The organism is Dactylosporangium sp. NPDC000555 (assembly GCF_040300025.1).
In the GTDB taxonomy this organism is placed as follows: Bacteria; Actinomycetota; Actinomycetes; order Mycobacteriales; family Micromonosporaceae; genus Dactylosporangium.
Genome location: NZ_JBEPDB010000019.1, coordinates 94453 through 115391 on the forward strand (window position 1 = coordinate 94453; position 20939 = coordinate 115391).

Sequence of the window (20939 nt, forward strand, 5' to 3'; positions counted from 1 at the left end):
GCACGATGACCGCGACAGACGAGGCCCGGGCGTCCGGCCAGATCGTGACCTTCTACTCGTACAAGGGTGGCTCCGGCCGCACCATGACGCTGGCCAACGTCGCCTGGATCCTGGCCAGCAACGGCCACCGCGTGCTCGCCGTCGACTGGGACCTGGAGTCGCCGGGCCTGCACCGCTATTTCCACCCGTTCCTGCTGGACAAGGAGCTGCGCAACTCCCCGGGCGTGATCGAGATGCTCACCGAGTTCGTGACCGCCGCGCTGCAGCCCGACCGCGACGACGACCTCGAGTGGATCGACGAGCAGGCCCAGGTGCTCGACCACGCCGTGTCGCTGGAGTGGGCGTTCCCCGGCGGGGGCGGCATCGACCTGCTGCCCTCGGGCCGGCAGAACCGCTCGTACGCGCCCGCGGTGAGCACGTTCGACTGGCCGAAGTTCTACGACCGGCTGCCGGGCGCCGCGTTCATCGACGCGCTGGCCCGCAACATGCGCGAGCACTACGACTACGTGCTCATCGACAGCCGCACCGGCCTGTCCGACGCCGCCGGGGTGTGCACCGTGCTGCTGCCCGACACGGTCGTCAACTGCTTCACGCTGAGCATCCAGAGCGTCGACGGCGCCGTCGCGGTCAGCGAGTCGATCCGCCAGCAGCGCCGCGGCCGGCCGATCCGGTTCCTGCCGGTGCTGATGCGGGTCGAGGACGCCGAGCAGGTCAAGCTCGACATCGGCCGCGACCACGCCCGGCAGCGGTTCCGGCCGTTCCTGGAGCACCGCAGCCCGGACGAGGCCAACCGGTACTGGGGCGACGTCGAGGTGCCTTACAAGCCGTACTTCGCCTACGAGGAGATCCTCGCGACCTTCGCCGAGCGGCCCCGGCTGGAGACCTCGCTGCTGGCCGCGTTCGAGCGGCTCGCCGGGGTGCTCACCGACGGCGCGGTGCGCGAGATGCCGGCCATCGACGAGGCCATGCGCCGCCACTGGCTGTTCGAGTTCGAGCGGCCCCGCCCCAGCAGCGCCTCCGACGTGCTGATCAGCTACGCCGCCGTGGACCGCATGTGGGCGGAGTGGATCCAGCAGCGGTTCGTCGACGCCGGGATGCGTGTCGCGCTGCACGACATCGACTCCGTCACCGGCCAGCACTTCACGACCGAGCTGGAGCGGCGCCTGGCGACCGTCGGCCGGACGCTGGTGCTGCTGTCCAAGGACTACGTCTCCTCGCCGCAGGCGCCCCAGTTGTGGCAGCTGCTGGACAGCCGCGCCGCGGCCGGGGCGCCCGGGGTCGTGCCGATCCGGCTGGACAGCACCCGCCTCGCGCCGCCGTTCACCGAGCGGCTGCCGGTCGACCTGGCCAACCTGCCCAAGGAGCGGGCCCACGAGTCGGTGCTCACCGCGGTCGGTGCCGCCCTGCACACGGTCGGGCGCCTGGCCGACGCCGAGGACACCGGCGGGCCGCGCTTCCCCGGCGCGCTGCCGCCGATCTGGAACCTCCCGCAGCGCAACCCGGCCTTCACCGGCCGCCGCGACACCCTGGAGAAGCTGCGCGACCGGCTGTCGGCGAGCGTCACCGTGGTCGTGCCGCAGGCGCTCTACGGCCTCGGCGGCGTCGGCAAGACGCAGGTGGCGATCGAGTACGCGTACCGTTTCGCCGCCGACTACGACCTGGTCTGGTGGATCTCCGCCGAGCAGGTCTCGCAGGTCCGCTCCGCGCTCGGCGAGCTGGCCAAGGAGCTGAAGCTGCAGGAGGCCGACACCCTCGGCGAGAGCGTGCGGATGGTCCGCGACGCGCTGCGCCAGGGCCGGCCGTTCAAGCGCTGGCTGCTCATCTTCGACAACGTCGGCGACCCGGAGACGATCCGCGAGTTCATCCCGCAGGGCAGCGGTCACGTGCTGCTCACCTCCCGCAACCAGGAGTGGACGCAGGACGCCCACGTCGTGGAGATCACCACGTTCACCCGGGCGGAGAGCATCACGTTCCTCACCCGGCGGGTGTCGGGCCTGGCCACCGCCGACGCCGAGGCGGTCGCGAACCGGCTCGGCGACCTGCCGCTGGCGATCGAGCAGGCCGCGGCCTGGCTGTCGGAGACCGGCATGCCGGTGAGCCGCTACCTCGAGCTGCTGGACACCCAGCCGCTGCGCATCCTCGCCGAGAACCCGCCGGTCGGCTACGAGCAGACCACCGCGGCGACCTGGCAGCTGTCGCTGGAGCAGCTGCGCAAGCAGTCCCCGGCCGCGGCCAAGCTGCTGGAGATCTGCGCGTTCTTCGCTCCCGAGGCGATCCCGACCCGGCTGCTGTACACGCCGCGCTTCACCCAGCCGCTGCTGCCGTACGACCCGGCGCTGCACGACCCGATCCGGCAGGGCCGGCTGATCCGTCAGATCGGCCGGTACGCCCTCGCCTCGGTGGACTCCGGCCAGACCATCATGCAGATCCACCGGCTCGTCCAGGCCGTGATCCAGGGCAGCCTCTCGGCGCAGGAGCGGGAGGAGAACCGCCGCCACGTCCACCAGGTGCTGGCCACCGCCGAGCGCGCCGATCCGGACGAGGTGCCCAGCTGGCCCGCGTACGCCCGGCTCCTGCCGCATGTGCGCGGCTCCCAGGCGAACTCCTCGTCCGACCCGTCGGTGCGGCTGTTCGTCGTCGACGTGGTGCGGTACCTGTGGTCGCGCGGCGACTTCAACAGCAGCCAGGAGCTCGCCGAGGAGACCGTCGCGATCTGGCGCGACGACCCGCGCATCGGCGAGGACCAGGTCACCCTCCTGCTCGACTTCCACCTGGGCAACGCGCTGCGTTCGCAGGCCGAGTTCGACCGGGCGCTGGAGATCGACAGCCGGGCACTGGAGCTGCTCAAGGAGAAGGTCGAGGAGGAGGACGACCCCTACATCGTCATGACCGCCGGCGGCGTCGCCGCGGACCTGCGGGCGCTCGGGCGCTACGAGGAGGCCCGGGCGCTGGCCGAGGAGACCTACGCCCGGGCGCAGCGCACGTTCGGCGACGAGCACGACCGCACCCTGCTCGCCGCCAACAACGTGGCGGTGTCGCTGCGGCTGGTCGGCGACTTCAAGGGTGCGGCCGCCTACGACGAGGACACGCTGGCCCGCCGGCGGCGCATCTTCGGCGAGCGCAACCTCAACACCCTCCTCGCCGCGAACAACTACGCCCACGACCTGCGGGCCGTCGGCCGGTACGAGGACTCGCGGGAGCTGCTCGAGTCGACGCTGCAGCTGTACCGCAACCTGCTCGGCGACTCGGCCCCGGCGACCCTGCGCGCGGCCAAGAACATGGCCGTGACCCTGCGCAAGCTCGGCGACATCCGCGCGGCCCGGCAGCTGACGAACGACACCCTGCAGCGGTACCGGGACATCCACGGCGAGGAGCACCCCGACACGCTGTCGTGCCTCATGAACGCGGCGTTCGAGGAGTCGGCGCTGGGCAACGGCGACTCGGCCGAGCGCGTCGCCCGGCAGGTGCTGTCCGGCTACGAGAGCCTGTACGACGAGAAGCACCCGTTCCGGCTCGCCGCGCTGAACAATCTGGCGATCTTCGCGCGGCTCAACCAGCGTCTCGAGGACGCCCGGGCGTTCTCCAGCCAGGCGTGCGACCGGTTCGAGCAGGCGGTCGGCCCCGAGCACCCGTACACCCTGTCGAGCCGGATCAACCTCGCCAACGTGCTGTTCGACGACGGCGACGTGCACGGCGCCCGCGAGATCGAGGAGCCCGTCCGGCTGGCGTTCGAGAACGTTCTCGGCGGGGACAACCCCGACACGCTCGCCGCGGCGGCCAACCTCGTGGCGAGCCGCCGCCGGACCGGCGACGGCGCGAGCGCGGAGGAACTGTACAAGGTCACGCTCGAGCGCAGCCGGCGCACGCTCGGCGAGAACCATCCCAACACCGTGGCGATCAAGGAGGGCCGCCGCCTCAACTGCGACATCTCCCCGCCGCCGACGTAACCCTGCGCCGCACGGCGAAGGGCCGGGACGATGGTCGGGTAGTGACCACCGCCCCGGCCCTTCGCCGCTGCCTGCCGTGGCGAGTGGCGCAACGACCGACGCCCGGCGGATTTCCGCGGATTCGCGGTGCCCGCCGGGCGGTGTCTGTTGGTCCGGTGCGGCCGCCCCCGGGTGGGGCTGGCGCCGGTTTCGGCCGGCGTCACCCCTTCCTCGGGTGCCGCTCGGCGGCCAAAGCGTTAGAGAGAGGACCCGAAGGCCGAGTAGGTGAGCAGTTCGCGGTGGTCCCGGTCGAACAGCCGTTGCATCACGCTGTCGAGCGTCGTCGTGGTCTCCGCCTTCAGCACGACGGTCTGCAGCCGCTGGTGTGCGAGTCGGACTAATTCTTCGCGTTCACCGGCGCCCGCGGCGTCGCGCGCCCCTGTTTCGTACATGCTTCCACCTTGGATGAGAGTGCTTGGGTGTTGAAAGGTGATCCCCCCGGCAGGCGAACCCGGGGATGGTCTCTGCATTGCCGTTTCCAATGCTGCCCTGTCAACGTGTCGGCGGCGTTACCCGTTCTGGATGACGGCGTCGTCGATCACGCTGGCACTCTGCCAGGTGACGGCGTGGCAATACCACGGCAGAAGTATGGCACACTCCGGCGACCGATCTAGGCGCCTCCGGGCGGAGACACCAGGCCCGCGACGAGTTCGCTGGCCGCGTGCCGGGAATTCGCAGATTGCAATTTGAGCACGGCGGCGCGGGCGACGTCGGGGCGGCGCTCCAGCAGTTCGGCGAGGGGGTCCGGCCGGCGCTCACGGTGCCCGATCCACGCCCGCGCGATCGCCAGGCCGAGCCACGCGTCCACGTCGGCGCCGTCGCGGTCCAGCCGGGCCACGCAGGCCCGGTCGGCGCCGTCCGGGTCGTGGCGCAGCAGCATCGCGCCCGCGTCGTCGGGGCCGGGAGCAGCCGCTTCGACCGGGTCGGTCCGTCCGTCCAGCCACGGGCGCAGCACGCCGAGGATCCCCGTGGCGTCGACCGGGCGGACGGGTGCGGCGTGCGGCACCGTTCCCGCCGGGCCGAGCCGGTCCGTCCGCTGCCCGGCGCGGACCGCGTCGAGCAGCAGGCCGGGCTCGGCGTCGTCCGGTTGCCAGTTCAGCAGTCGCCAGCGCACCGTTTGCGCGAGTACGAATAGGCGGGCGTGAAATGCGATGGGCTCGTAGACCTCCTCGGCGGCCCACCCGTCCAGGGTCCCCGCGAGGACCGTCACGAATTGCTCGCCGGCCGGTGTCAATTCGCCACTGTTGATCAACGAGTGGGCGGCGAGGCGGTTCATCTCGCCCCAATAGACGAACTGCGCCTCGGCGCGGGCGGTGTCGCCGTCGGCGGACCGGCGCCGGCAGCGCCAATAGTCGGTCACCCCGGCGTGCGCGTAGACGCCCTGCAGCAGCGCCCCGGCCGGGCGGGGATCGAGCCGCCAGGGCGCGTACAGCACGGCGTGACCCCCGCCGGAGTGCAGGTCCATCAGGTCGAGCAGGCCGCCCAGCTTGGCGTGCAGGTGCTCGTGGATCATCAGCAGGGCCACGTCGGCCGCGGTGTCCGGCACCGACATCGCGATCGAGCCGTAGGCGTGCCGGGACGCCGAGCTCACCATCATGCCGCCGTGGCTCACCGGGACGACCGAGCCCAGCCCGGCCCGCATCGCCGCCGCGTGTGCCGGGTGGTCCCGCTCGATGAGCAGCCAGGCGTCCTGCAGCAGCTTCGCGAGGTGGTCGGCCTCCGCCTCGCCGAGGTAGGGCAGGGGGCGGTAGCCGTAGCAGTCGCGGTACGGGTCCTGGTCCTCGATCGCCAGGGCGTGCCCGCCGGCCAGGGCCACGACGCGCCGCGGCCGCCAGCCGGGGCCGTCGATGCGGACCACGGCGCCGTGCGCCCCCTCGAAGCGGGCGCCCCCCGCGTCGCCGGCCGCGCGCGCCGGGCCGTCGCCGAGCCCGACCGCCTCACCCAGCCCGGGCACCGCGACCACGCCGAAACGGGTGGGCACCTCGACGTCGAAGGCGACGCCGGCGGCCAGCGCCGCGGCCGTCGCGATCGCGGCGAGGTGGCCCACCGTCGCCGCGAGGTCGGCGGGGGCACGGCCGTCGGCCAGGTCGGCCAGGCCGTTGAGGCACGCCATCGCCCAGGAGTCCACGTGCGGATGGGCCAGTACCGCGTCCACCGCCGCCGGGTCGGCCTCCTCGGCCCGCGCCAGCACCTCCATCGCCGCGGCGACCACTGCCGCGTGTTCCGTGCCGCGCGCGTCGCGGCCGACCATCGCCACGAGCGTCTTGCGCTTGGCGAGCTGCCCCTCGTTGAGGACCGCGATCGCACCGGCGTCGCCGTAGCCGGAGGCGACGGCGACAAACTGCACCGGACTCAACACACTCATGCCGTCACCAACGCCCAGTCTGGCTCGATAAGGCTTCGCGCTGATCGATCCAGACCAGGCGCCGCTTCGCTCCGACAGCGGCATGAGTTGAACCTGCACCCATGATGAGCGGCCCCTCCGCCCAGTCTGGCTCGATGAGGCTTCGCGCTGATCGACCCAGACCAGGCGCCGCTGCGCTCCGGACCGCTCATGCGGCCGCGCCGATCTTCAGGTCGGCGCGGACCCGGCCGGTGATGTGGGTGATCAGGGTGCGCAGGTCGTCGCTGTACACCGACGGGTTGTCGAACCCGGCGGCCGGGCCGGCCTCGGCGGATCGGGCCGGTTCGGCGTATCGGTGCGCCCGCAGGCCGCCGCCGCAGACCGCCGCCACCGGGCACGGCTCGCACGCCGACGGCAGCCTCGCGGGCGCGATCCGCGCCAGGTGCTCCAGCACGTCGCCGAAGCTGTGGGTGGCCACGTGCAGGCCGGTCGCCGGGCCACCCACGAAGGTGGTCTTCAGCGCGTCGGACTGCTCATACGAGCCGTCGGTCTCGATCGTGACGATGCCGAGCGCCTCGCCGCCGATCGCCTCGGTCTCGCTGGGCAGCCCGAACAGGCGCGCGATGATCGACTCGAACAGCCGGATCCGGGTCGGGGCGGGACGCTGGTCGTACCACGCGTCGAACACGGCCACGAGCCACTCCGCGTAGCGCAGCGGCCGGTCGCGCTGCGGCGGGGGATTGGTCCAGTTGCCGTGCGGCAGCAGCAGGTCGAGCTTCGGCGGCCGGAACTCCAGCAGCGCGCGGTACACCTCGGCCGGGTCGTTGCGCACGTCGATCGTGCACAGCAGGCCGTTGTAGACGGCGGCGTGCTCGGGCAGCATGAGCTTCGCGATGCCGGCCGCGATCCGGTCGTAGGAGCCGCGGCCGTTGGCGTAGCGGCGGTGCCGGTCGGTCGCCTCCTGGCCACCGTCGACGCTCACCCCCACCCGCACCCCGTAGCGGTGGAACAGCTCGAGGAACTCCTCGTCGATCAGGATGCCGTTGGTCTGCATCAGGAACTGCACGCCGGGCAGCGCGTCGCGCAGCGTGCCGAGCGTCGCGGCGACGGCCTCGTGCCCGGCCAGCAGCGGCTCACCGCCGTGCAGCACCACCTCGAGGCCGTCGACGCCCTGCTGGGCGGTGTGTTCGCGGATGCGCCGGGCGACGTGCCCGACGGTCTCGGGACTCATCACCGTCGGCTGCCGCCGCCAGCTCTGGTCGATGCTCTCGTAGACGTAGCAGTAGTCGCAGCTCAGATTGCAGCGACTCTCGATCTTCAAGATCAGTTGGCGCATCGGCGTGCCCACGGGGAGTCATCTTTCGCAGACTTCGGGGGCTTGTCCAGAGATTGCCCGGACATCCCCTCGTTGGGTAGTTGGCGACACCCGGCGAATCCGCGGGTGACCCTCGCCAATATTAGGTATGCGGTTGGATTGAGCGCCGTCGGGCTCGTATATTTACGGCTTTGTAACGTTTGTTGTCGCGCGCACGGGGAGGGCGCCGGTGCACGAGCTCGTCATGGCCGGCGGGCGGAGGCTGCAGTACGAGGTCTCGGGCAAGCCCGACGGGCGGCCGGTCGTGCTCCACCACGGCATGCCGGGCAGCGCCAGCGGTCCCAAACCCCGCAACAGCGTCCTGTATCGCGCCGGCATCCGGCTGATCTGCTACTCCCGGCCCGGCTACGGCGACTCGACCCGCCGCGAGCGGCGCACCGTGGCCGACGCCGCCGACGACGTGCTGGCGCTGGCGGGCGCGCTGAGCCTGGACCGCTTCGCCGTGCTCGGCCGCTCCGGCGGCGGACCGCACGCGCTCGCCTGCGCGGCGCTGCTGCCGGAGCGGGTCACCCGGGCCGCCGCCCTGGTCGGCTTCGCGCCCCGCGACGCGATCGGCCTCGACTGGTATCGCGATATGGCCGCGTCCAACCAGCGCTCCTACGCCGCCGCCGAGGACGAGGGCGAGCTGCTGGAGGCGCAGCTACGGCACGAGTCGGACCGGGTGAACGCCGACCCGCGGCACCTGCTCACCCGGCTGCTGCGGGAGATGCCGGGCGCCGACCGGCGCATCGTCGCCGATCCGGGCATTGAGAGCCAGCTGCTGCAGACCTACGCCGTGGCCGTGCGCGCCGGCGCCGGCGGCTGGATCGACGACATCCTGGCACTGAGCTCCGGCTGGGGCTTCGAGCTGGGCGACATCCGGGTCCCGGTCCGGCTCTGGCACGGCGCCGAGGACCAGTTCGCGCCGGCCAGCCACACCCGCTGGCTCGCCGAGCACATCGCCGGGGCCAAGGCCGAGATCGAGCACGGCAAGGCGCACTTCGACGCGCTGACCGTGATGCTCGACCTGATGTGCTGGCTCGCCGCCACCGGCTCGGCCCCGCGCGCCGCCGCATAGGCGCGGTGCGGCCGGCCGGGGCGCTCACCGCGGCGGCCGGCCGCGGCCGGGGCCGGTGAGCTCCCGGGCGAGGAACCCCTGGAACGCGTCCAGGAAGCGCCCCAGGAACCGCGCGGTGCCGTCGTCGGTGACCTCGCCGGCGTCGGTGATCAGGCCGGGTTCGAACCGGATGTACGCCTCCGGGGCGGTCATCTGCGGGGAGTTGCAGTAGTTGAGCACGCCGTGCAGGTGCTGCTGCGCGATCGCGGTCCCGATCTTGCCGGGCGACGCGCCGATAATCGCGGTTGGCTTGTGCGTGAACGAGTTGTCTCCCCACGGGCGGCTCGCCCAGTCGATGGCGTTCTTCAGCGCGCCGGGGATGGACCGGTTGTACTCCGGGGTCACGAACAGCACCGCGTCGACGGAGGCGATGGCGTCCTTGAGCGCCCGGCCTTCCGGCGGATAGCCGGCGTCGTAGTCGTAGCTGTACAGCGGGAGGTCCCTGATCGGGATCTCCACGAACTCCAGCTCCGGCGGGGCCATCCGTACCAGCGCCTTGGACAGCACGCGGTTGATCGAAGCGGTCGCGAGGCTACCGACGATGTAGCCCACCTTGTACCTGGTCATGCCGGCTCACCTGCCCGTTCGCGGGGAGGTCACGCGCGATCCTCCAAACGCGCTGCCGCTCAGTACGGGTCGATCGTCTGCGGCGCCGCGCCCGGCCGGCCGTCGGCCAGCGCCGCCGCGTTCGCGGCCGCGGCCTGGGCGTGCGGGTGACCCGCGGGCAGCGCCGCGGCCAGGGCGGCGGCGGCCGTCGCGGCCGAGTCGCGGGCCGCGGCCCGGTCGGCCCGGTCACCCGTCGCCGCGGCCACCACCGCCAGGTTGGCCTGCGCGATCAGCGCCAGCGGGTGCGCCCGGCCGAGCCCCGACCGGTACAGCTCCAGCACCTGCTCCAGCTCCGTGCGCGCCCGCTCGGCCCGGTCGGTCGCCAGCAGGCTCAGCCCCCAGCTGTGCCGGCACGCGAGGGCGTCCGGGCCGGCCTGCCCGACGAAGCCGGCCATCCGCAGCCAGGCGTCGCCCAGCAGCGCCGCCGCCTCCTCCGGCCGGCCCGCCGCGTGCAGCGAAACCGCCAGGTTGGCCCGGGCGGCCACGGTCGCCGGCGTGCCCGGGCCGAGGGTCTCCTCGCAGGCCTCCGCGACCGCGCGCAGCAGGTTGACCGACGCCGCGTACTCGCGCGCGTCGCGCAGGTCGCGGCCCAGGCCCGCGGCCGAGCGCAGCACCGCCGGGTGGCGGTCCGGGCCCGGGAACGGCCGGCGCCGGGCGACCCGCTCATCGCAGCGGCGGGCCGCCCGGTATCTCCCGGCCGCCCGGTACGCCGTGGCGAGGCCGGTGAGCGCGTCGAGGGTGCGGGCGTGGTCCCGCCCGACGGCCCGCGACCACGAGCGGTACGCCCGCAGCGCGAGCTGCATCGCCTCCGTGTAGCGGCCCAGCCCCCGCAGGTCGGCGACGAGCCGGTCGTGGGTCACCAGCGTGTTGGGGTGCTCCGGGCCGAGCAGCCCGGCCTGCGCCTCGGCCACCTCCTCGTCGGTGCGCATCGCCTCGGCGAAGCGGCCCTGCTCGCGCAGCACGGTGGCGCGCAGGCCGCGCAGATGCAGTAGCTGCCAGTCGGCGACGCCGGGGTCGCCGGGCCGGTCCTGGGACCACTCGGCCTCGGTGCGCCCGGCCAGCTCCGCCGCCCGTGCCAGGGCGCCCTCGTGCAGCAGCCGGCGGATCCGGTCGAGGACCAGCTCGCGCACCGCCTCCTCGCGGCACGCGGCCGCCCGGGACACCGCCAGGTGCGGCCAGATCAGGTCCAGCTGCGGCCAGTCCTGGCGCTCGTCGACGTCGCGGCCCTTGGCCAGGCCGGCCAGCACCAGGTGGGCCTGGTGGCGCACCTCCGGCTGCTCCGGGGCCGGGGTGCGCTCACGCACGACGCGTTGCAGCAGCGGGTGCATGTGAATCCGCTCGACGCCCAGGTCGGGCTCCAGCAGCCCCAGCCGGCTGATCTGCTGCACCAGCGAGGCCAGGGTGAGCCGGTCGGCGACGAGCTTCTCGTACGGTTTGAGCACCTCGGCCATGGCGTCGCTGTACACGACGTGGGTCGCGGTGTCGCTGTGCAGCACCGAGAACAGCTGCAGCAGCCGGTAGGCGACCGGGGACTCGTTTCGCAGCCGGGTCAGGGAGTGCTCCCACACCGCCTCCACGGCGGGCATGCCGAGCCCGCCGTCCTCGATCCGGCGCAGGTACTGCGCCGCGGACTCGCCGGAGGCGCGCAGCCGCTCGGCCGCGGCGGTCAGCGCCAGCGGCAGGTCGCCCAGCGCCCGCGCGATCCCGGCCGCCTCGGCGGGGTCCAGGCCCGGCACGTGCCGGTCGAGATACAGCACGCTGTCGTTCGGGTCGAACGCCCCGACCTCCATGCGGGCGAACCGGCCGTCCCACGAGCGGTTCCGCGAGGTGATCACCACGTGCCCGGCGCCCTGCGGCAGCAGCGTGCGGACCTGCCGGTAGCTCTCCGCGCCGTCGAAGACGACCAGCCAGCGGCGGTGCGGCGCGCCCCGGCGCAGCGCCGAGAGCGCCGCGGCGGCCGCCCCCGCGTCGCCGGCCGGTGCGACCCCGAGCGCCCGCGCCAGGTCGGCGACGCCGGCCTCGGCCCGGTCGCAGTCGACCCACCACACCAGGTCGTAGGCGCCACCGTAGCGGTGCAGGTATTCGACCACGAGCGCGGTCTTGCCGACGCCGCCGATGCCGTGCAGGACCACCGGGGCGACGTGGTGCGGGCCCGCCTGCCCGGCCCGCAGCAGCCGGCGGCGCAGCGCCCGCAGCTGCGCCTCGCGGCCGGTGAACCCGGCCGTGCGGTCCGGGACCCGGCGCACCACCGGCGGCGCGCCCGGGTAGCGCAGCCCGGCCGGCGGCCGCGTCCCGGCGGCACCGCCGGCCAGGTGCAGCAGCCGGTCGACGGCGTCGCCCTCGGCCAGGCCGTGCAGCCGCACCGCGGGCGGCTCCGGGAACGCCGCCACGGCGGGCACGTCGTCGACATACACCCCGAGCGGCGGCCGGGCCGAGGCCGCGTCGACCGGCTGGCGGGCCGCCTCCGCCGCCGCCCGGCCGGCCGAGATGATCCGCAGCTCGCGCCCCGCCTCCGGCGGCGGGACCGAGGTGGCCCGCTCGCCGGCGTCCTGCACGCTCAGCCCGGCGGCGGCGAGCGTCGCGATCACCCAGTCCGCCCAGGCCTGGTCGGCCGGCTCGTAGTGCACCACCAGCCGGCCTTCCGGCCCGCCCGGCCGGCGCTGGAAGCGGTCCGCGGTGCGGTGCCGCACGCCGTCGTCGACCGGCGGCAGCCCCCGCACGCCGGGGCCGCCGAGGTGCCAGGCGAGGCGCTCGTAGGCGGCGAGCACCGAGCCGCGCCGGCCCGGCTGCTCGGTCAGCACGGCCAGGGTCTCCTCGTAGGCGTAGGCGTGGTGGTACGGCACCTCGACGGCCCGCCAATACGCGTCGCGCTCCCGCTCGCTCATCCCGGTCGGCAGGTCCGGCATCCGCTCGCGGGCCGCGTGCAGGCCGGCCTCGGCCCGCTCCCGCTCCGCCGGGTCGACCCGCATCGGCACCGGCAGGATCCGCTCCGGGCGGTCCGTGCCGCGCATGGCCCGGCGGGCCTGTGCCGCGCCGTCGATGCTCTTGCCGCCGAGCGTGAAGCAGTTGAGCACGACGTCGGGCAGGTGCGAGACGCACACCAGCGCCAGGTCGCCGAGCCCGGACGGGCTGTCCACGAGGGTGAGGTCGTAGTTGGTCGTCATGTGCCGGCGCAGCGCGTCGAAGAAGAGGCCGCCGCCCTTGGCGTAGAAGGCGTCCCAGTCCATCGCCCCGAGCGAGGGCGTGAACGCCGGATCGTGCCGGCCCGCGGGCAGGTAGTCGATGCCGCCGCCGGGCGGGAAGTGCTCCCACGACAGCCGCAGCGGCCGGGGCGGCTCGTAGGTGCCGGCCCGCTCGAAGCGGCGGATCAGGTCGCTCACCCCGCCGGTCTGCTCCGGCCACGGCTGCCCGGGCTGATCGAGGAAGTGGTCGAAATACTTGTGCAGCCCCGGCGACTCCAGGTCCCAGTCCACGGCGAGCACCCGCCGCCCGTTGGCCGCGAGGATCCATGCGACATTGGCCAGCGCCATCGTGCATCCGGAGCCGCCGGCGAACGAGTAGAACGTCACGATCCGGCCCTCGCGCAGCTTCGGCATTCATCGATCCTGCCCGAGGAACGACCCGTCGCCAACGAACATCGTTCGAATCGGCCGGATTGACGCCTGTCAGTAGTGCCGCGATTACCGCACACTGGAGGCTCATCGATGGGGGTCGAGTCGGGGGTGGGTAAAATGGCGGTGCCGGAGTGGGGTGGCTCCCGCACGAGCGTGTCGATCGTCAGAGGGGTGTTCGCCGTCATCGGCCTGGCCGCCTTCGGGCTCGGCTGGGCCGGGATGTACGAGTACCGGGAGGGCAAGCACCCCCTCGACGTGCTCTACTTCGTCCTGCAGCTCTACGTGCTGGGCTCCGACGCGCTGCAGGACGGCGGCCCGTTCCCGTGGCCGCTGGAGGTCGCCCGCCTGCTGGCCCCGCTGTTCACGCTGCTGACCGTCGTGGAGACCGGCCGCCTGCTGCTGGCCAACGAGGTGCGCCGGTTCCGCTCCCGCACCGCCCGCCGGCACGCGGTGGTGTGCGGCGACACCGCGTTCGCCAAGGCGCTGGCCCGCCAGCTGTTCAACACCGGCCACCGCGTCGTGCAGGTGCGCACGCGGCCGTTCGGCCCGCTGGAGCTGCGTCACCGCCGGATGCTCGGCGTCTGGGGCGACGCGCGCTCGGCGAACGTGCTGCGCGCCGCCGGCCTGCGCCGCGCCCGGTACCTCTACGTGTGCGGCGACGACGACCAGGTCAACCACGCCATCGCGGTCGCGGCCGGCACCGAGCTGCAGCTGCGCCGCACGTCGCCGTGGATCTACGTGCAGGTCAACCGGCAGCAGACCTGCCACCTGTTGCAGGCGCGCCGGCTCGGCGCCGCCGGCACGAACCGGTTCCGGCTGGACTACTTCCACGTCGACGACGTCGCCGCCCGCCGGCTCTACCAGCGCCACCCGCTGCGCCACGCCGGTGAGCGGCCGCTGCGGCTGCTCATCGCCGGCGAGGGCTCGTTCCCGGGGGTGCTGCTCGTGGAGACGGCCCGCTTCTGGCGCGCGGCCGGCGGCGCCCCGGACGGGCTGCACGTCGACATGATCGGCCCGGACGCCGGGCGGACCGTGGCCACGCTCGCCGCCCGCTTCCCGTTCCTGGAGCGGTCCTGCCGCATCCGGGCCCACAACGAGCTGCTCGACACCTGGCTGCCGCGGGTGGCGCGGCCGGCCCGGTACGACCGCATCTACCTGTGCCACCACGACGAGCAGCGGATGCTGGACCTGGCGCTGGAGAGCCCGCACCTGTGGCACGCGGTCACCGAGGCGGTGTTCGTCGCCACGTACCACAGCGCCGCGCTCGCCGACGCGTTCCACGGCGGCGAGCACAACGACCTGCTCGACGAGGTCGACGGGCGGCTGCAGGTCTACCCGATCCTCACCCGCGCGTGTGACGCGCGGCTGATCACCGACGACCTGACGGAGCGGCTCGCGCGGGAGTTCCATCAGCGGTACCTCACCGCCAACGGTGGCGGCGGCACCGCCAGCGGTGTGGAGTGGGCCCGGCTGTCGGAGTCGATGCGCAACGCCAACCGTGCCCAGGTGCAGGGGATCGCGGCCAAGATGCGGGTCCTCGGCTGCGTCATCGCCGTGCGCCACGGCGAGGACGCGATCATCACGGAGGACGAGATCGAGCGGCTGGCCCGGCTCGAGCACGAGCGGTGGTGCGAGGAGCGGGCCGGCCAGGGCTGGCGGCACGGCCCCCGCGACGACCGCCGCCGGCGCCACCCCGACCTGATCGGCTGGGACGCGCTCGGCGAGCGGAGCCGGGAAAAGGCCCGCGACGCGGTCCGCTCGATGTCCGACATGCTGGCCGACGAGGGCTTTACCATCGTTCGGCTGAACGAGCCGGTCGGGATCGCGGCGTAGTGTGACCGGGAGGGGAGAACCATGCGGATCGGGATCACCGGCCACACCAATCTCACCGACGGGGCCGCGGAAGTGATCTACGGCGCGCTGGTGCGCCACCTGCGCGCCTTCGACGGCGCCGAGATCGTCGGCGTCACCTGCCTCGCCGACGGCGCCGACCAGCTCTTCGCCCGCGCGGTGCGCGAGGTCGGCGGCTCCTACGAGGTCGTGCTGCCCGCCCCCGACTACCGCCGTGTGGTCCCGGCCGAGCGCCGCCGCGACTTCGACGCGCTCCTGGCCGGCGCCCGCGTCGTGCTGCCCACCGGCGAGCGCCGCTCGGGCGCGCCGGCGTACGTCGCCGCCAACCGCATCATGCTCGAGCGCGTCGACCGCCTGGTCGCGGTGTGGGACGGCCACGAGCGCGACGACCCGGGCGGCACCTCGGACGTGGTGGCCCTGGCGAGGATCCGCGGCGTCCCGATGACGGTGATCTGGCCGGCCGGCGCCGAACGCACGTGACCGCCCTCCGGCCGGCCCGTCCGCACCCGCAGAAGCTCGAGGTTGGGATCGCACATGCATGAAGACCAGTTGCTGCCCGCCGAGCCGGGGATCCGCGCCATCGCGCGCGAGCTCTACCGGCACGCCAAGGACCTCCCGCTGATCAGCCCGCACGGCCACGTCGACCCGGCGCTGCTCGCCGACGACCGGCCCTTTCCGGACCCGGCCCGGCTCATCGTGGTGCCGGACCACTACATCACCCGGATGCTGGCCAGCCAGGGCATCGCCCCCGCCGCGCTGGGCGTGCCGTCGCTGGACGGCACGCCGGTGGAGACCGACGGGCGCGCGATCTGGCGGCTGCTCGCCGCCAACTGGCACCTGTTGCGCGGCACGCCCTCGCGACTGTGGACCGAGCGGGTGCTCACCGAGGTGTTCGAGGTGCCGGTGGCGCTGGGCCCGCGCACCGCCGACGAGGTCTACGACGCGATCGCCGCGCGGCTGGCCGGCCCCGGCTTCCGGCCCCGGGCGCTGTTCGAGCGGTTCAACATCGAGGTGCTGGCCACCACCGAGTCGCCGCTGGCCGACCTCGGCGCGCACGCCAAGCTCGCCGCCGAGGGCTGGGGCGGCCCGGGCGGCCGGGTGATCACCACGTTCCGCCCCGACGACCTCGTCGACCTCGACTGGCCCGGCTGGGCCGAGCGCGTCGCACAGCTCGGCGCCGGGACGTACACCGAGTTCCTGGACCGCCTGCGGGAGCGCCGCCGCGCGTTCATCGCCGCCGGCGCCACCTCCAGCGACCACGGCCACCCCAGCGCCGCCACGCTCGTCCTGGACGCCGCCGAGGCCGCCGCGCTGTTCGACCGCGCCCTGCGCGGGCGGGCCGAGCCGGGCGACGCCGAGCGCTTCCGCGCGCACATGCTCGTCGAGTTCGCCCGCATGTCCGTCGAGGACGGGCTCGTCATGCAGCTGCACCCGGGCGCGGTGCGCAACCACAACGCCGCCCTCCACGCCCGGCACGGCCGCGACGTCGGCGGCGACATCCCCGGGCCGACCGAGTACGTGCGGGCGCTCAAGCCGCTGCTGGACGAGTTCGGCACCGACCCGCGGTTCCGCATCGTGCTGTACACGCTGGACGAGACGACGTTCACCCGCGAGCTCGCCCCGCTCGCCGGCGGCTACCCGGCGGTCTTCCTCGGCGCGCCCTGGTGGTTCCTGGACAGCCCCGAGGGCCTGCGTCGGTTCCGCGAGGCGGTCACTGAGACCGCCGGCTTCTACAACACCGCCGGGTTCGTCGACGACACCCGCGCGTTCTGCTCGATCCCGGTCCGTCACGACGTGGCCCGCCGCGTCGACGCGGGCTTCCTCGCCCGGCTCGTCGCCGAGCACCGCCTGCCGCTGGACGAGGCCGCGCAGACCATCGCCGACCTCGCCTACCACCTGCCCAAGCGCGTGTACCGGCGTACGGTCCACGATGGAGTCCCGGCGTGACCCGCATCGAGCGCCTGAGCCGGTCCACGGTGGACCGCCTGGACCCCGCCGTCCGCCCGGCGATCCGCCCCGGCGAGACCGGCACCGGCATCCTGCACCTCGGCCTCGGCGCCTTCCACCGCGCGCACCAGGCGGTCTGCACCGAGGACGCGATCGCCCGGGGCGGCGGTGACTGGGCGATCGCCGCGGTCGCGCCCCGCTCCCGGGCCGTGCTCGAGCCACTGCTGGAGCAGGACCTGCTCTACAGCGTGCTGACGCTGGACGGCGAGCGGGTGCGCCCCCGGGTGCTCGGCGTGCACGCTCGGGCGATGCACGCGGCGAGCGACCCGGCCGCCGTCGAGGCCTGCCTCGCCGACCCGGGCATCCGCGTCGTGACGCTGACCGTGACCGAGAAGGCGTACCGCCCCGGCTCCGAGGTGCTCGGCCTGCTGGTGCGCGGGCTGCGCGCCCGGGCCGCCGCCGGCGCGCCGGTGGCGCTCGTCAGCTGCGACAACCTGCCCGGCAACGGCCGCCGGCTGCGCGCCCTGGTCACCGCGGAGCTGGGGGAGTCCGTCGCGGACTTCGTGAGCTTCCCGTCCACCATGGTGGACCGGATCGTGCCCGCCAGCACCGAGGCCACCTTCGCCGTCGCCGAGGCGTCACTCGGCCTGGTCGACCGGGCCGCGGTCGCCGCGGAGCCGTTCAGCCAGTGGGTGATCGAGGACGACTTCCCCGGTGGGCGCCCCGCGTGGGACCTCGCCGGGGCGATCCTCACCGGCGACGTCGCGCCCTGGGAGCGGCTCAAGCTGCGGGTGCTCAACGGCGTGCACTCCGCCCTGGCTTACCTCGGCGCGCTCGCCGGCGCGCCGACCATCGACCGGGCGCTGGCGCTGCCCGGGATGCGCGCGGCCATGGAGGGTCTCATCCGGGACGACATCGCGCCGACGCTGTGCCCGCCCGAGGGGCTCTCGATGCAGCGGTACGGCCGCAGCGTGCTCGAGCGCTTCTCGAACCCGGCCCTGCGCCACCGTACGCTCCAGGTCGCGACGGACGGCACGCAGAAACTCCCGCAGCGGCTGCTGGGCACGATCGCGGACCGGCGGGCGGCCGGCGCCGTGCCGCGGCATGCGACGCTCGTGCTCGCCGCCTGGATGCGCTTCGTGCGCGGCTACGCCGACGACGGCAGCCCGCTGCCGCTGGACGACCCGCTCGCCGACCGGCTGCGGGCCGCCCCGTCGCTGCTGGAGCTCGACGCCGTGTTTCCGCCCGGGTTCGCCGACGACGCGGAGCTGCGCGACCAGCTCGACTCGTGGGGCCGTTCGCTGGAACGCCACGGCGTGCTCGGCACGCTGGAGGCGCTGCGGTGACGGCCACCGCCGCGCCCGCCGGTGGCCGCCGTACCGGGTAAGAATTCGGTCGCCGCCCGCGCGCGGCGCGGCCTAGGCTTTCGGCATGGCCAAGGCGCGGGGCGGTGGGCTGCGACCCGTGCAGGACGTCGTCTCGCGGATCCGCTACGACGCCACCCTCGACGCCGCCCGGTTCCTCGTCGGCTACACCGAGCGCGGCGCCGGCATCCGCGAGACGCCGCTGCTCGCCTTCGTGAGCGGCGGCGACGTGCCGTGGCACCGGGTGCGATACGTCAAGGCCGGCCCGGTCGTCGTCTGGGACCGCCAGGCCCGCGTGGACCTCGTCTTCGGCTCCGGCGACGGGCCGCCCGCCGCACTGGCCGCGCTGAGCGCCGAGGCGCCGCAGCGCACCCCGCCGGCTGTCGTCACCGCCGCCGCCAAGCGCGGCGTGTCGGCGTTCGACGCGGCCGCCTGCCTGCGCTACGACCCGGTGGCCGGGGACTGGGTGCCGGCCGGGCCGTCCCAGCCGACCGCGCCGGTGCACGCCGACGCCGTCCAGGTCGCCACGTTCAACGTGCTCTCCGACGCCTACGACCGCGAGCTGACCTACCCCGAGCGGCGGGTGCCCGCCTGCGTCGAGCTGCTGGCCGGCCTCGGCGCCGACGTGGTCGCGCTGCACGAGGTCACCCACGACCTGTGGGCGGCGCTGCTCGCGGCGCCGTGGGTGCGGGAGCACTACTGGGTCAGCGCCGGGCCCGACCCGGAGGTCGGCTACGGCACGACCCTGCTCGCGCGGTGGCCGCTCGCGATGGAGGTGCACCGGCTCTCGGCGTACAAGCGCCTCGTGCTCGGCCGCACCGAGCTCAACGGCCGGCAGGTCGGCTTCGTCGCCGCCCACCTGACGAGCGACCACACCGAGGGCGCCGAGCAACGCCGGGAGCATCAGCTGCGGGTCATCGCCGAGCGGCTCGGCCGCGGCGACCTCGACGCCGCCGTCGTGCTCACCGACCTCAACGCGGGCGACGACGCCGCGCCCGCCGTGCCCGGCTACGTCGACGTCTGGCGGGCGATGCACCCGCACGACGCCGGGTTCACGTTCGACCCGGCGGTGAACCCGCTCGCCGCCGTCGCCTCCCGCACCGGGCGTGCCGCGCGGCTGGACCGCATCCTGGTCCGCGGCCCGCTGACGCCGGTCGTCGCGGAGCGCTTCGGCGATCGGCCGTTCGCCGAGGACGGCGGCGTGCCCCGGTTCGTCTCCGACCACTTCGGCGTCACCGCGCTGCTGCAGCCGTCGCGTCAGACCGTCGACGCGCCGTCGGTGCACACCTCGGCGCTGGTGGTGCGACCGCCGGAGCGGGTGTGGGCGCCGATCCAGGCCGTCCGCGCGGCGCACGACCCGGCGCACCGGCGCTGGATGCCGCACATCAACCTTGTCTACGGATTCGTGCCGGAGGCCGAGTTCGAGGCGGCCGCGCGGGTGGCCGCCGCGGCGGTGGAGGGCCTGGGCCCGATCCGGATCCGGCTGGCGACATTGCGGCGCTTCGAGCACCGCGGCAGCACCACCGTGTGGCTGGAGCCGGAGACCACGCCGCCGGGTGCGCTGCGGCGCCTGCAGGCCGCGCTCGCCGCGCGGTTTCCCGGGTGTACCGAGCAGGACACCCGCGGCGCGCACGGGTTCACGCCGCACCTGACGGTCGCGAAGCTCACCGGGTCACCGGAGCGGATCGCGGAGCGGGTCGCCGCCCTGCAACGCGACTGGCGCCCGGTCGAGTTCACCGTGACCGCCGCCGACCTGATCAGCCGCCGTGGCGACGAGCCGTTCGCGGTGCGCCGCAGCGTGCCGTTCGCGACCGGCCACGACGCGGCCCGGCTCCTCGTCGCCGACGCCGCCGCGGCGGTGCGGCCCGGCTCCCAGGTGCACGTGATCGGCTCGGTCCGCCTGGGCCTGGACACCTCGGCCATCCCGGGCACGGACCTCGACCTGGTGTGGGCCACCCCGCGCCCCGCGACCGGCGACCCGCTGGGCGAGCTCGCCGCGGCGCTGCCCGGGGCGCGCCGGGCCGGGACCGTGGTGCCGGTCCTGCGGGCCACCGTCGCCGGGGTCAGCGTCGACGTGCAGCACGTCGCCGTCGCCGACGTCGACCGCCTCGACCCGGCCGATCCGGCGCTGGACGACGCCGCCCAGCGCGCGGTGCTGGCCGTCCGCGACGCCGACGCGCTGCTGGAGGGGCTCGACCCGGCCGCGTTCCGGGCGCTGCTGTCCCGCGTCCGCGCCTGGTCCCGCGAGCGGGAGCTCGACGGCGCCGCGTGGGGCCTGGTCGGCGGCTTCACCTGGGCCGTGCTCACCGCCGAGGCCCTGCGGCACAACGCGGCCGGCCCTGAAGGCCTTGAGGGCCTTGACGGCATGGACGGGTTCCTGCGCCACTGCGCCGGCCACCCGCGCCGGCCGCGGGCGGGGGACCGGCACGCGTACTGGCCGGTGTACTCGCCGACGCCGCCCGGGGTGAACACGACCCGCACGTTGACCCGATCGACGGCCGCGCTCGTCGCCGCCGCGCTGCGGGGCGACCCGCCGCCGGCCCGCCACGAGCGCGTGGTCGAGCTGCCGCCCGACGACGATCTCGACGGCCGGATCCTTGGGCTGATCCTGGCGCTGGAGCACGCCGGCGCCCGGGTCCGCCCGTATCCGCGCCGCCGCGCCCTGGGCCTCGACGGCGGCGACCCCGCGGCGATCGGGGCCGCGCTGGCGGACCTCGCGCCGCATGGCACCCGGGTGAGCGGGCGGGGCACCGCGG

The 20939-nt window shown here is 74.5% G+C and carries 12 protein-coding genes; 7 read left to right on the forward strand and 5 right to left on the reverse strand.

Annotation, left to right across the window (positions count from 1 at the left end; genetic code table 11):
• Positions 1-5 precede the first annotated feature (5 nt).
• Complete coding sequence (gene fxsT / locus ABT297_RS15105; RefSeq protein WP_350549101.1) at positions 6-3947, forward strand: FxSxx-COOH system tetratricopeptide repeat protein; 3942 nt, start codon at positions 6-8, stop codon at positions 3945-3947.
• A 236-nt stretch (positions 3948-4183) separates the two neighbouring features.
• Here fxsT (ABT297_RS15105) and ABT297_RS15110 read toward each other — a convergent pair whose 3' ends face one another.
• The 3 genes from ABT297_RS15110 to ABT297_RS15120 form a co-directional block, all read right to left on the reverse strand.
• Positions 4184-4378 carry a hypothetical protein gene (locus ABT297_RS15110; RefSeq protein WP_350549103.1) on the reverse strand — a complete coding sequence of 65 codons (195 nt, stop codon included), beginning with the start codon at positions 4376-4378 and terminating at the stop codon, positions 4184-4186.
• A 218-nt stretch (positions 4379-4596) separates the two neighbouring features.
• Entirely contained in the window at positions 4597-6351 is a 1755-nt protein-coding gene (locus ABT297_RS15115) for an aKG-HExxH-type peptide beta-hydroxylase (protein ID WP_350549105.1), read from the reverse strand.
• 187 nt (positions 6352-6538) lie between these two features.
• Complete coding sequence (locus tag ABT297_RS15120) at positions 6539-7678, reverse strand: FxsB family cyclophane-forming radical SAM/SPASM peptide maturase (RefSeq protein WP_350549107.1); 1140 nt, start codon at positions 7676-7678, stop codon at positions 6539-6541.
• A gap of 196 nt (positions 7679-7874) precedes the next feature.
• On the opposite strand from ABT297_RS15120, the gene ABT297_RS15125 reads away from it, so the two are divergent.
• A complete protein-coding gene (locus ABT297_RS15125) occupies positions 7875-8762 on the forward strand; it encodes an alpha/beta fold hydrolase (RefSeq protein ID WP_350549109.1) in 888 nt (295 codons plus the stop codon).
• 24 nt (positions 8763-8786) lie between these two features.
• Here ABT297_RS15125 and ABT297_RS15130 read toward each other — a convergent pair whose 3' ends face one another.
• Positions 8787-9368, reverse strand: a complete 582-nt coding sequence (locus tag ABT297_RS15130; protein WP_350549111.1) for an NADPH-dependent FMN reductase — start codon at positions 9366-9368, stop codon at positions 8787-8789.
• A 59-nt stretch (positions 9369-9427) separates the two neighbouring features.
• Positions 9428-13003, reverse strand: coding sequence for an FxSxx-COOH system tetratricopeptide repeat protein (gene fxsT, locus ABT297_RS15135; protein WP_350549114.1), 3576 nt, complete (start codon positions 13001-13003; stop codon positions 9428-9430).
• 135 nt (positions 13004-13138) lie between these two features.
• Here fxsT (ABT297_RS15135) and ABT297_RS15140 point away from each other — a divergent pair, with 135 nt between their 5' ends.
• From ABT297_RS15140 to ABT297_RS15160, 5 genes are all read left to right on the forward strand, one after another.
• The gene (locus tag ABT297_RS15140) at positions 13139-14854 is read left to right on the forward strand and encodes a RyR domain-containing protein (protein ID WP_350549116.1); all 1716 of its coding nucleotides are present in this window, start codon (positions 13139-13141) and stop codon (positions 14852-14854) included.
• 21 nt (positions 14855-14875) lie between these two features.
• Complete coding sequence (locus ABT297_RS15145) at positions 14876-15352, forward strand: hypothetical protein (RefSeq protein ID WP_350549118.1); 477 nt, start codon at positions 14876-14878, stop codon at positions 15350-15352.
• A 54-nt stretch (positions 15353-15406) separates the two neighbouring features.
• Positions 15407-16819, forward strand: coding sequence for a glucuronate isomerase (uxaC, locus tag ABT297_RS15150; protein ID WP_350549120.1), 1413 nt, complete (start codon positions 15407-15409; stop codon positions 16817-16819).
• Positions 16816-18165 carry a mannitol dehydrogenase family protein gene (locus ABT297_RS15155; RefSeq protein WP_350549122.1) on the forward strand — a complete coding sequence of 450 codons (1350 nt, stop codon included), beginning with the start codon at positions 16816-16818 and terminating at the stop codon, positions 18163-18165. The genes uxaC and ABT297_RS15155 overlap by 4 nt, the downstream gene beginning before the upstream one ends.
• Positions 18166-18250: 85 nt before the next feature.
• Positions 18251-20939 (forward strand): RNA repair domain-containing protein (locus ABT297_RS15160; protein ID WP_350549124.1); only part of this gene is annotated, 2689 nt, incomplete at its 3' end.

Bases quoted from the DNA above. Each gene is read 5' to 3' on its own strand.
- fxsT (WP_350549114.1), bottom strand. From the start codon at position 13,003: ATGCCGAAGCTGCGCGAGGGCCGGATCGTGACGTTCTACTCGTTCGCC.
- uxaC (WP_350549120.1), top strand. From the start codon at position 15,407: ATGCATGAAGACCAGTTGCTGCCCGCCGAGCCGGGGATCCGCGCCATC.
- ABT297_RS15115 (WP_350549105.1), bottom strand. From the start codon at position 6,351: ATGAGTGTGTTGAGTCCGGTGCAGTTTGTCGCCGTCGCCTCCGGCTAC.
- ABT297_RS15145 (WP_350549118.1), top strand. From the start codon at position 14,876: ATGCGGATCGGGATCACCGGCCACACCAATCTCACCGACGGGGCCGCG.
- ABT297_RS15110 (WP_350549103.1), bottom strand. From the start codon at position 4,378: ATGTACGAAACAGGGGCGCGCGACGCCGCGGGCGCCGGTGAACGCGAA.
- ABT297_RS15130 (WP_350549111.1), bottom strand. From the start codon at position 9,368: ATGACCAGGTACAAGGTGGGCTACATCGTCGGTAGCCTCGCGACCGCT.
- ABT297_RS15140 (WP_350549116.1), top strand. From the start codon at position 13,139: ATGGCGGTGCCGGAGTGGGGTGGCTCCCGCACGAGCGTGTCGATCGTC.
- fxsT (WP_350549101.1), top strand. From the start codon at position 6: ATGACCGCGACAGACGAGGCCCGGGCGTCCGGCCAGATCGTGACCTTC.